The sequence below is a fragment of the Ruminococcus sp. HUN007 genome (assembly GCF_000712055.1).
Taxonomy (GTDB): domain Bacteria; phylum Bacillota; class Clostridia; order Oscillospirales; family Ruminococcaceae; genus HUN007.
The window spans coordinates 759,603-772,468 of sequence record NZ_JOOA01000001.1 but is presented as its reverse complement, the minus strand read 5'-3'; the positions used below and the strand labels follow the sequence as shown (position 1 = coordinate 772,468).

Genomic DNA, 12,866 nt, shown 5'->3' with positions numbered 1-12,866 from the left:
GCTTTCTGTTCTGATTTATGATAAGAAAGGGATGGGGTAATTATGAAAAGAGCGAAAAAAGGGTTCACTTTAGTAGAAGTGATCGTTGTGCTCGTCATAATAGCAATAGTGGCAGCGATCGCTGTACCGAATATTTCAGGGTACATAAAGCGTTCAAAAACAAATAACTGCCAGCATACAATGAATGATTTCGTGAATGATCTGGAGTACAGGATCGTTTCGAAAAGATATTATGATGTAAATGAACTGAATAACGAACTTGTTGGTCTGGTGGAAGCGGTAAGTGACAGCAGAAATGCTGATGCGAATGTAATAACATCAGATGGTAAGTTTCAGCGCCTTGAAGAAAAAATTAAAGAGGCGGCCGGAATCTGCCCTAACGGCGGACAGTATACTGTTGAGTGGACAATAAAACCGGGCGATGATCCGAACACAGCAAAGGTGAAAATCGGAAAGTGTGAATGTGACTGTATTGATGAACATGTCCAGCTCAGTAGTTCATACGAATTTACAGCAGCGCTTATCGATACTTCAGAATACTTAAAATCGGGACGTGCGCCGGAGGAGATATATGAGACCGAAATCGAAAAGCTGGTGAAAAAGTACAATACCGATAACAGCCATCTTGATCCGGCATCTGTTGATGATATAGTTGATAAAATAAACGAAAATTCAGAGTATAAGATCCTGGGTATGACTGTAAGCCAGAATCCGAAAATCAACGGTGAAAACAATGTTGAATGGATGCTGGTCGATCATCATGAGGATTATGACGCAAATGATCCGGAGAATAAACCGGGTACACACAAGTTTTTTGTTTATTATCCTTCCGAAGACAGAATGGAAATTTTTGAAATGAGCGAGGAAGACTATAAAGACAAGAAAAAATGGCCTCCTGCAGAAGGAAACAGCGGTTCATACATTTACTCTGAAAAGCTTTCCTATTCGAACGGACAGACATATCAGGTGGCAGGTGTTGATCATCCGGAAATGATCAGCTGGATCCAGAGAGACGGGGACTGGTATGTCGAAAAAACTGATTATTCAAAAGGTATCGACGATCTTGAAAACAGCCGTCCGGAAAATCCGGAGGAACATATTCTCATAAGCAGAAAAATACCTGAAAGTATAACAGTCGAATCACTGCTTGATTCAGAAGCACTTGCTCCTGATACCAGAAATCTTATGCTTATTAATGTCTCGTATAAAAACGAGACAGGTACGACTAAATTTTTACGTATGGAAGCCTCTGAAGACGGAAGTACAGTAAAAAACGGCTTTGTTATTGTTTCTTCGGAAGAAGAATACAGAGATAAAAAATGGGCAGGAGTATACGCTGACAGCACATCACCTGAAGCGATTGCCGAGCTTAATACAAGAAAAGAAATACTTGGCAAAGAAAATACTCTTGTCAGGGATTTTTTTTCGGGTAAAACAAATAAACTGGTCGTAGCTTATCAGGAATATAATAAGGTCTATAATAAGACAACTGACCGTTATGAAGTAAAACCTGTAACCTGTTTCAGCGAGATCGTAATGTCCCAGAGAGCTGACGGGGTAAAAGAAATAAAGACCGGAGATGAAGTGATCGCAACTATTGAAGCAGTTCCCGGAAAAACTTCAGACTATAATATCTTTTTTGACAGTGCTTTGTTAGAGGGCGATGTATTCAGAGTTGAAGATCTTTCAATAAAGAGAACTGCCGAATATGTAATAAAAAACACAAACGGTGATACAGTCGGCAAGGCTCTTGTAGGTGAAGAGATACCTCATGTTTCAAAAGCAGCTGAAGGGGAAGTTGGATTTTTTGTAAACGGAAACTACCCGCAGACTCAGCCAGCGAATTATATCTATAACAAGGAAACAGAGGATAATTCTGTTGATCATATAAACCATGGCAACGGACAGGGATTTATTTATATTTTAGATCCGTCTGATAAATATAATTACGAACAGATAGGACGTATTGAAACATATGAACACGGCGGATATCTGGAATGGAACTATGACAAAGAGGAAAATGATACTGAGTTTGATATTAATAAACTGACAGCAACGGTTAAATATAAAGTGAATGTCCGTGACAAGAGCGATACACCTGTCAGCACCGGCTGGATCACATACGAGTATGGTCATAAAACTGATGCAGACAGCTATGGCTTCTATTTTGTCACGAAAAACGGAGATACTTCATGGAATTCTGATAATGACAGCAGACTTTACAGCGAACTTAACGACCGTTATGCAGCTGTAGAAGTCAGGATCGATTACTGCAAATATTATAACAGTGACTATCCTAACAGAGTAAATGAACATCTTTGTGATATTATAAGTTATTTTGACAGTGTTAAGGCGACCTATACTAATGACGGCAGCAGTTTTGACTTTGAAAAGATAAAGGCAGAAGCTGGTTACAGGATCGCTCTTTGCCATTATTACGGTCAGTCACCTGTATATACAATTGATCATTCTGTTGAGCTTAGTCATGATTCAGAAGCTGATAACAAGTTCCGCTACTACATGACTATGCAGCATCATGATCCGTCTCTGCAGGAACTTCAGACACAGGAATATGCGTTCCTTTCTCAGCTTTACGGCGATTATAAAGGCGAAACATTTGTTGCATTCAACGATAAGAATATTGATGGTAATAAGGTAACAAAGAAAGCTTCGATATATGTTGACAGTACTTCTGAGATAAATCCTCCTGAAGTGGTTTACATTCCTTTCAGCGGTACTCAGGATGCATACGCTGTTGCCTATATCGGAAACAGTAAAGCTGTAACTGTTGAACCTTCATATGAAGGTTACTGGTCAGAGACAGCCCCTGACGCTTCAGTGAACAGCGGTTTTATAAAGAGAACTGTAAACAATAAAGACTATTATTATATTGATGACAGGAAAACCTATAACATTACAAGAATCGGAAAAGATCCTGACGGTGATGAGTATTCGTTCGAATTTCCGAAAACTGATAATATAACCAGTTTCACTGTAAGCAGCGGTGTAAAGGAGATCGGTTCCGGAGCATTCCATAACTATGGATATAAGTTTAAATGGGGCGAAGCTGTAATAGTTCTTCCGGACAGCGTAAAAAAAATCGGAAAAAATGCATTCAGCGGACTGAACATCGGAAATATCATTACGGGCAATATCAGTAAGAGTGTGGCTGATGACGGTTCAGTAGTAAAAGCTTCAGGTACTTCGCTTCTTGAGTCAATAGGCGACGGTTCATTCTCAGGAACTACACTTTTCGCATGTGATGCGTTTGTTGTACCGGAAAAGGTTACATCCATCGGTACAGGAGCTTTCACTGATTTTAAGATCGGTAACGGCGGCCTCTTTATTGACGGCGTTTCTGATGCATCGGAAAAGAGCATTGCAAAGGATGTTTTCGGCGGAACAGTATTCGGTAGATTAAGTTTCGGTCCGGGCGTTGAGAAAATAGAATCTGATGCGTTTAAAAATAATACATCATCAGCCGTGCTTGAACTTGGTTCTGTAAAATCGATCGGAGAAAATGCATTTAACGGATGGATCAATGCAAACGGAGATCTGATAATTCCGGAATCAGTTGAAAAAATAGGTGGTTTCGCATTTAGTGATTATGCTTCAGGTCAGAACAATTCTGCAAATTATCATTCGCTGACGATCAACGGCGGAAGCTTTTCTGACGGAACTAAACTCGGCGGCCTCATTTTTACCAACGGCCATTTCAGAGATATTTCAATCGGAGGAAAAGTTACTGACATAGATGAAAATGCTTTCAGTAATGCACCTCTTGACGGTAAAATGCCGTACAATGAACTTAAAGGTACGCTGACGTTAGGAAGCAGTATTTCCACAATCGGTACAGCTGCATTTAAGGATTGTACAGGACTGAACGGTAACCTTGATCTTCCGGACAGACAGCTGAATGAAATAGGTGATTCAGCATTTGAAGGCTGTTTCGGATTCAATGGTGATCTTACCGTTCCGGATACTGTAACGAGAATAGGTAACAGCACTTTCGAAAACTGTACAGGATTCACCGGTAACCTTGATCTCGGAAGCAGTATTCAGACTATTGGCAGCAGTGCGTTTAAAAACTGCAAAGGCTTTAAGGGTGACCTTGTCGTTCCTGAATCTGTAACAAATATGGGTGAAAGAGCTTTTGACAGCTATGCAGCAGCACTTACGGATTCCTCAAAGTATCCGTCGCTTACTGTTAATGCCGGCGATTCAAACGATGGTCTTAACCTTGGCGGCCTTATATTCACCAACGGACATTTCAGAAATGTTTATGTCGGCGGAAAGATCACGAACATAGGAGATTATGCTTTTGATAATGAATCAAATGAACATAGTGATTTTACCGGCCTGCTCACAATAGGAAATAACGTTGAAGTTATCGGCGATTATGCTTTCAAGAAATGTACCGGTTTTACAGGCAAACTTGGTTTTTCTGAGAATAAGGTGCTTAACCGCATTGAAAATGAAGCATTTGTTGACTGTACAGGATTCACCGGAGAACTTGATCTTCCTGACAGTATACAGGAAATAGGCTCAAAGGCTTTTGAAAACTGTACAGGTTTTGACGGGGACATTGACCTTGGCAGCAGCTTAAAGACTGTCGGTATAGAAGCCTTTAAGAACTGTACAGGATTTACTGGAGATCTTACAGTTCCTGAAAGCGTAACAGCTATGGGAAAAGGTGCTTTCGAGAATTATGCAGCAGCTCTTGAAAATTCATCCAGGTATCCTTCACTCACTGTATACGCAGGACATACTGAGAACGGTACGAAGCTTGGCCCGTTTATCTTTACAAATGCACATTTCAGAAATGTTCACATTGGCGGAAAAATCAAAGTTATCGATGATTACGCTTTCAGCAATTCCGAGAGCAACGGATCAGAACCATACAGCTGTTTTGTCGGTTCACTGAGAATTGACGGTGATGTAGAAAAAATTGGTGAAGAAGCGTTTAAGCAGTGTACAGGTTTTGATGAATCCCTGTATGTAGGTGACAGCGTAAAGGAAATTGACAACAGTGCTTTCCGTGAAATGCACATTAATGAACTTACCGGTCTTTCAGGAGTTAAGCGTATCGGAAGATATGCATTCTGGAAGTGTGATAAGATTGCTTCAGATGTAACGTTTGAAGGCAACACTTCACTTGAACGAATTGAACGAGAAGCGTTCTACGGAACATCAAGTCTCGGAAGCCTTACTATTCCACCTACAGTTACCTTTATGGGCCCGTATGCATTTGATAATTCCGGTTCCGGTAACGGACGTCTGGTTATTTTCGGTGCGTCAAGAATAGAAAACGGCAAGAAATATCTTGGCGACAATAAGTATTCAGGACAGCCGGATTCAGGCGGAACACTGTTCAATCATGCAAGATACCGTGATGTGATAATCGGCGGAAACGTAGATGTTATCGGACAGTATTTCATGAAATCAGATTTCAGCAGAACGGATGGTTCATATGACACTAATTTCGATCATCACGGAATAACAGGCAGCCTTACCATTACAGGTAACGTTTCCGAGATAGAAGGCGAGGCATTCAATGATGCCGGCTTTGACGGAACGCTTACTCTGAACAGCAGTAAACTTGAAACAATAGGTTATTCAGCTTTTGAGAATCTTCCGAACATGTACGGTGATATTACAATCCCTCAGACTGTTCACAACATCGACAGACGAGCTTTCAAGAAGTTTGCGATGAACGCACCGGACAGCAAACTCGGAACGCTGAGAATCAAAGGCTATTCCGAATCAAACGGAAACCAGCATATCATCGGCTACAGACTGTTCTCATTTGCGAGATTCAAGTCAGTGGAAATAGGCGGTGAAAACAGTTCAGTAAATACGATCGGCAATTTTGCATTCTATAATTCAAGTTTTTGAAACAGACAGTACATTTGAAGACAATCAGACGAAATATGAAGCGTTCGACAGTGGGTCCGGTTATTCCGAAGATGATATCAAAGTGTACAGGCATCTGAAATATGATGAAACAAAGGAAGGTGTTAAGGTCAATAATGACAATTCAAACTACAGCAGTTTCACGCAGGAATTAAAGATCCTTGACGGTATTGAGACTATTGGTACACGTGCTTTCGGAGACAACCACAGTATACTGGAAGTAAAACTCGAAAGCAGCACACTTAAGACCATAGGCAAGGATGCATTTAACAGATGTACAAAAGCCGGCGGCGGACTTACAATACCAAAGACGGTTACCAGCATTGGAAGATGTGCATTCAAGCAGTACGGTGAAAATACTGATAATCCGGGAACACTTACAGTTCTTGGTTATTCTGATTCATCTTCTGACGGAAAAACCAGATATATCGGTATTCCTCTTAATGATATAAACGGTGATCCTAAACCGATATTCCCTTCAGCAAAATTCAAAGATGTGGTTATCGGCGGAACGGAAGAGGAAGCAACTGTAAATGCTATCGGCGATAAATTCATGAATAATATGGATCCTGAAAATAATACTTATAATTATTCAGGAATGACCGGTTCACTTACAATAGGAAAGAGTATCAAATCGGTGGGAAGAGAAGCATTCGTTTTATGTACAGGTTTTAACGGCGCTCTTACACTGAATGAAGGACTGACTTCTATCGGAGAAAATGCTTTCAATGCATGTGCTGGCTTCCATGGAGATCTGCTCATTCCGTCAACAGTTTCAAGTATCGGAACGCAGGCGTTCAAGCATTTTGGTCAGGGCAGTACGGCCAGTGATGCCAATACAGGTTCTCTTACAATACTTGGATATTCATCAATTAAGCCGGCACCAGACGACAGCAGCCGACAGCTTCAGACCATTGATTCACTCATCTTTTCACATGCTCATTTTACTAATGTAACAATAGGCGGAAAAGGCGGAAATGTACAGTATATCGGTGAAAACTTCATGGAAAACGAAACGACGGAAACCTTCAATGATGAGCCTGTTACAAGATACAATGGCGTGCGAGGCAATCTTACAATAGGCGAAGGCGTATATCGTGTCGGAAAAAATGCTTTTCTGAAATGCAAAAACTTTGACGGTGCTCTTAAGATCGCAGATAGTGTATGGCAGATTGGAGAAAGCGCATTCAACGGTTGCAGCGGACTGTACACAAGAAGCGATATTGATCCTGATGACAGAAAACTTGTGATATCTTCTCATGTAACTCAGATCGGTGATTATGCGTTTAAATCAGTTTGTGAAAACCTTAACGATAATTTCCCTTCGCTGGAAATCTATGGTGCTTCAGGCGGCGAAGCAAACATGAAGTCTATCGGAGGTCCAGGCAAGAATGGAGTAGTTGTTAAGTCGATATTCGCTAATTCACGTTTCAATAATGTTACTATTGGCGAAGAAAACGGAGAGGTTAAAATGATAGGCGATGGATTCATGGATAATAGCAATAATGAATATTCGTACATAACTGGTGATCTGGTTATAGGAAAAAGTGTTACGAAGATCGGTGCTAATGCATTCTATAAGCTTGAATCCGATGAAAGTAAGAGCTATAATCGTGGAAAACTCGTTCTTAATGAAGGCTTACAGTCTATCGGTGAGAAGGCATTTGCAAATACAAGATTCTTTGGAAGTCCATCTCTTTTAGGCGAAAGACGAGAAGAAAGAGTATTGAAGATTCCTAAAACTGTAACTACTATCGGATCGAAAGCATTTGAAAACTTCTGCAGCGATTTCGTAACAAAGCCAAGGCTTATAATCGAGGGCTATTCAGAAAACGACAATAATAAAACATTAGGAAAAAATATTTTCCCAGGTGCTTCATTTGAAAATGTCACAATTGGCGGTTCTGTTAGACATATCGACGGATATGCTTTTATGGGCTCAGAATATAGTGATATAACAGGTACACTTACTATTGAAGAATATACTGTTGGTTGGGTTAATGGTAGGTATGAAACGTTAACTAATAATGCTCAATTATTATGGTGGGCTTTAAGTTCTGGATGGACTGGTGCAGGTATGAGTTTTGATACTGATTCCAGAACAGGTCATGGTCCGTTCCGTGGCTGTAATTTCTTTAAAGCTCGATTTCCTCGTAGTCTTTATAATTCACTCAATTCTTATAAAGATAACATTTTCAATACAAAACCGAGTGTAAAAAGCTGGGATTCAAATAATAATATATATTACGCATCTCCGGGATTCTCATTCGAATATTATTGATACCTGTAAATCCTGATAACCAAACACAACAACAGCCACGAAGGGTTAAACTTTCGCGGCTGTTGAATTGTTATTTGATTTTGCCTGAGAAATAGTAATCAAATTAGGTTACTATTCATGACTTAACCAGATTCCTTCATTTAAGATTTTTTAGTTTTATATTGATTATTATATCAGTATATGGTAAAATTATTATAAGAAAAACTGTAAATGGAGAAGATGAGAAATGAATTTGATTCAGCAGGGTTGCATAGATATCTGGATTGATGAAATAGTACCATGTCTGAAAGATACTGAATCTGGAGAGCTAAAACAAACTGTAGTATTTAAAGTTGAAAGCCGTTCTTATCTTAAAGAGTTTAAAGCAAGTGAAGGATGGCATATCAACTGGAATGAAATTCCTAAAGATGTTGAAGTTTATGCACTTGCGTTAAAAGATGATCTGAATAAAGTTCAGGGATTGATTGCAATAAAAAATGACAGATCCGCACATGCCGCATATCTTCACTGGGCATGTACAGCTCCCTGGAATAACAAGCATGAATTTGGTAAACAAAAGTATGAAGGCGTAGGTGGCCATTTGTTTGCTATTGGAGCAGATAAATCAACAGAATGGGGTTATGAAGGCGCAATGCACGGATTTGCAGCAAATAAAGAACTGCTGGATCATTATATAACCACTTTTGGCGGAGAGTATTTAGGAATGCTTCATCAGTATCAGTTTTTTATTGATGAAAAATCAGCCCGAAAATTAATGGAGGTGTACAGCTATGAATGGAACTAAACCGCTTTTTCTTGAAAATGAAGTTCTTGCACCTGAATATTATGAGACACCGGATCCATACAGAGATCCGCCTGAATGTCATGTAAATCTTCTTGAACTTTCCAGATATGCAAAGAGCGTTGGAAAGAAACTGGTCGAACTGACTAAAGAAGAAGTTGAACGATTTACAGATAAAACAGCTTAAAACCGTTTTTGATAAAATTATATTCCTCAGCAGATGAACAAATCTGCTGGGGGAATTTTTTTTGTACAGCAAAGTATAAGAAAAACCTCAGTAAAGAAATCCTTTTTAGAATAACATATCCGGAGTAGTTATACAATGTAAATATAGAAAATTCTCAGCCGTTGATATTACACCGGAAAAATGGTATAATAAGAAGAAATACTGTACGCTGATAATGAAAAATAACCGCAGAAAGCAGAAACGGAATTTTGGAATAAATATCATTTTACCGGAAAGGGTGTGTGAAATTGCATTCGTTGTTTGAAAAGCAGGACAGTCTTAATGCTCCGGTGGAAACCTTTGTTTATGATACTGATAAGATGCCTTTTCCGGTGAAACCGCACTGGCATTATTTTGCGGAATTTCTGTACATACTTGACGGAAGTGCGGAGATCACATGTGATGAAAGGACATATACAGTCGGAAAAAATGAATTTATAATACTTTTTCCTTCGGCAGTTCATTCGATATCTCATTCTTCAGAAGAACTTAAGCTTTTTACAGGGATAAAATTTGATACGGCGAAGTTTCCGGGCACTTCTTCCTACACACCGTCAGTTTCAAGCATTTTCAGATATGCTGCTCAGGCACAGGTTCAGATACACTTCAGTGCTGCAGAATCGGAACGTTTTCACTGCCGTGAGATTTTTACCGACTGTCTGGACGAGAGTACGGGTTACCGGTACGGCAGCGACGTTATTCAGCGTGCCCAGATATACAGGCTGATATTTGCCGTGGTGCGTTACTGGATGGAGAACGGCCTTGATATGGGAAAGTGTCCGGTGACCTCGTCGGATATATGCGGTATAGAAAACGTAACTGAGTTTATTGACAGCGAGCTTGACGGTGATCTCCGCGTGGCGGACATAGCGCGGAAATGCCATATGAGCTATTCCGGATTTGCGGCAAAGTTTCACGAGAGCTACGGCATGAGCTGCAAGGAATATATTGAACGTATGCGTATATATAAGGCTGAGGAATATCTTGTTTTTACTGATTACGATCTTACATTCATCAGTGAGAGGACGGGCTTTGCGGACAGCAGTCATCTTATACGCAGTTTCAGAAAATACAGGGGACTTACTCCGAAACAGTTCAGAATGCAGAAAAAACGGTCAGATCAGGGAAACACTGATTAAACCGGAAATCCGGTTTCGCCGGATTTCCGGAGGTGGGATTTGCGGGGCATCGACCCGGAACCCACGCTGATTTATGACTAAATCAGCGTTACTTTAGAGCCCTGAAATGATAATCAGCAGTTCTTTTAAAACTGTTTTTTAAAAGTATAATAATTGAATTAAAAAATAGAACAAATCTCTAATAGTGACGGTGCGTTATTGATTTGTGACCGCTGTTTATGTTACCATTTAAACTGAAAATACGATCGTTAAGGAAACACTGATTATACAGGAAATCCGGCTTTGCCGGATTTCTGAAGGTGAGATCTGCGGGGCACCGCCCCGGACCACATGATGTTTTTTGAACAAATCAGCGTTCCCTTAAGCAAAGGAGAATTCTAATGTTGGATGTAAAAGGACGCTGGGTATTTATAACAGGTGCTGCAAGAGGAATAGGACGCGGAGCAGCACTTTTTATGGCATCGAAGGGATGCAATCTTATTCTTCAGGCAAGAAAGGCTGAAAACTGTGCGAAAACTGCAGAAGAGGCAAGAGCACTTGGCGTTGAAGTACGTACTGTCGGCGCGGAGTTTTCAGATCTGAAACAGGTTGAAGCTATGCTTGCTGCAATCGATGATATGAAAGTCGATGTTGATATCGTACTCAACAATGCCGGACTTCAGATAGCCTACAGAGAAAAGTACAATGAGACCCCGGCTTCGGATTATGAAACGAGTTTCACTGTAAATACGACAGCACCGATGATGATAGTTTATCACTTCCTCCCGAAGATGGAAAAAAGAGCTTTCGGAAGAATAGTGAACACTACGAGCGGGATCAGACTTGAACCTGAGCAGGCCGGATACAGCGCAAGCAAGGCTGCACTTGACAAGGTAACAATGGATCTTGCTTCAAAGTACAACGGAACAGATATTTGCATAAATCTTACTGATCCGGGCTGGTGCAGAACAGATCTCGGCGGACCGAATGCTCCTAATTCACCGGAAAGCTCACTTCCTGGTGTGGTTACCGGTGCTTTTATAAATGACAGAAAATCAGGCAGACTCTTTGCTGCGGGAGATTTCTACGGCATGACAATTGAAGAAGCTGTGGAAAAAGCAGAAAAGGATATACCGTATTATACAGGATCAATCGGATTCTGATCTGATCTTACCGGAATATTTTAAAGAAAACACAGAAATCAGCGCGTGATTTACAGGAATGTTTACGGGCTGATCAGTGGTTCCTTAACTAACAGTCTCACTACAGGAGGATACAGCAATGAATGATTTCAGTTTTTACAGTCCGACGGAATTTGTTTTCGGAAAAGGCAGGGAAAAGGAATGCGGCGCTTACGTAAAGAAATACGGCGGAAGCAGGGTCCTTCTTCACTACGGCGGAAATTCAGCGATAAGGTCGGGACTTCTCGGCAGAGTGAAGGCTTCGCTTGAAACATGCGGTATTCAGTACTGCGAACTCGGCGGAGTTCAGCCTAATCCGCGTGACGGTCTTGTGTACAAGGGAATAGAACTTGCACGTAAGGAAGGCATTGATTTCATACTTGCTGTAGGAGGCGGTTCTGTAATAGATTCTGCCAAGGCTATTGCAATGGGCGTGCCGTACGAGGGCGATTTCTGGGATTTCTACTGCGGCAGGCAGCCGGAAAAAGCTCTGCCGGTCGGTACTGTACTCACCATTGCGGCTGCAGGCAGTGAAGGCTCAGGCGATTCCGTTATCACGAAGGAAGACGGAATGCTCAAGAGGGGCGCCGGTTCGGATCTTATAAGACCGCGCTTTTCAGTAATGAATCCGGAACTTACACAGACTCTTCCGGCATATCAGACGGCATGCGGTGCTACAGATATTATGGCACATGTTTTCGAAAGATATTTTACAAACACAAGGGAAGTCGAGATCACAGACAGACTCTGTGAAGCAGTTCTTCTTACCATGATAAAGGAAACTCCGAGAGTTATCGCTGATCCGGACAACTATGAAGCACGTGCCAACATAATGTGGGCGGGAACTGTTGCTCACACCAACATAGTAGGCGTAGGCAGAGAGCAGGACTGGAACAGCCACGGTATCGAACATGAGCTTTCAGCTCTTTATGACTGTGCCCACGGTGCAGGACTTGCAGTTATTATGCCGGCATGGATGGAATATGTCTACAAGCATAATGTAAGACGCTTCAGCCAGATGGCAACAAGAGTGTTCGGCATCCAGATGGACTTCGAAAAGCCGGAGAACACTGCCATTGCAGGTATAAGGGCGTTCAGATACTTCCTGCGTTCTATCGGCATGCCGATAAACTTTGCGGAACTCGGCGCGAAGGAGAAGGATATTCCTGTACTTGTGGAAAAATTCGGCCTCGGCGACGGACGTACAGGCGGATTTGTTCATCTTTCATCTGATGACATAGCAGCGATCTATAAAATAGCTGCTCACGCTGATATTTAAAATGATCTCTACTGAATAATTCATGATTCATAACCTAAACAGGAGGCATCCGGCACTGGTTTCATACCATGCCGGATGCTTTTTGCA

The 12,866-nt window shown here is 41.2% G+C and carries 7 protein-coding genes; all 7 read left to right on the top strand.

Features of this window, described 5'->3' with window-relative positions:
• Window positions 1-42 precede the first annotated feature (42 nt).
• Window positions 43-5,895, top strand: a complete 5,853-nt coding sequence (locus CC97_RS03315) for a leucine-rich repeat domain-containing protein (RefSeq protein WP_044973706.1) — start codon at window positions 43-45, stop codon at window positions 5,893-5,895.
• On the top strand, window positions 5,870-8,194 hold the full coding sequence (locus tag CC97_RS03310; protein ID WP_044973705.1) for a leucine-rich repeat protein: 2,325 nt from the start codon (window positions 5,870-5,872) through the stop codon (window positions 8,192-8,194). Before CC97_RS03315 ends, CC97_RS03310 begins: the two co-directional genes overlap by 26 nt.
• A gap of 226 nt (window positions 8,195-8,420) precedes the next feature.
• Window positions 8,421-8,978 (top strand): hypothetical protein, encoded by a 558-nt coding sequence (locus tag CC97_RS20810; protein ID WP_044973704.1) that lies wholly within the window; start codon window positions 8,421-8,423, stop codon window positions 8,976-8,978.
• Window positions 8,965-9,162: a hypothetical protein gene (locus CC97_RS03300; RefSeq protein ID WP_044973703.1), complete on the top strand. Its 198-nt coding sequence runs from the start codon at window positions 8,965-8,967 to the stop codon at window positions 9,160-9,162. The genes CC97_RS20810 and CC97_RS03300 overlap by 14 nt, the downstream gene beginning before the upstream one ends.
• Before the next feature lie 287 nt (window positions 9,163-9,449).
• Entirely contained in the window at window positions 9,450-10,340 is an 891-nt protein-coding gene (locus CC97_RS03295) for an AraC family transcriptional regulator (RefSeq protein ID WP_044973702.1), read from the top strand.
• A gap of 380 nt (window positions 10,341-10,720) precedes the next feature.
• A complete protein-coding gene (locus CC97_RS03290; protein WP_044973701.1) occupies window positions 10,721-11,482 on the top strand; it encodes an SDR family oxidoreductase in 762 nt (253 codons plus the stop codon).
• 118 nt (window positions 11,483-11,600) lie between these two features.
• Complete coding sequence (locus CC97_RS03285; RefSeq protein ID WP_044973700.1) at window positions 11,601-12,779, top strand: iron-containing alcohol dehydrogenase; 1,179 nt, start codon at window positions 11,601-11,603, stop codon at window positions 12,777-12,779.
• Window positions 12,780-12,866 lie beyond the last annotated feature (87 nt).